Consider the following 241-nt stretch of genomic DNA (forward strand, 5'->3'; position numbering starts at 1 on the left):
ATCGTATCGTTGGCGATCCCCAGCGCTTCCTCTTCCGTATCGAAGGGAATGGCGGCAAGCACAGGCCCGAAAATCTCCTGCCGCGCCAGGCTCATGTCATTGGTCATGTCGACGAAGACGCCCGGCGAGACATAGTATCCCCCGGTCTCGCTCAGAACACGCTCGGCGCTGAAGGCGCGGCGCGCGCCTTCCTTCTCCCCGGCCACAATCATCGCCAGCACCTTGTTCATGTGCTCTTCCC

Annotated in this window: 1 protein-coding gene; it reads right to left on the reverse strand. The window is 61.8% G+C overall.

The features are described 5' to 3' along the window. Window positions 1-230 (reverse strand): aldehyde dehydrogenase family protein (locus tag ACR9ZK_RS23205; protein ID WP_481344268.1); only part of this gene is annotated, 230 nt, incomplete at its 3' end. Window positions 231-241: the final 11 nt, after the last annotated feature.

Source organism: Monashia sp. HAY1-5C (assembly GCF_056755255.1).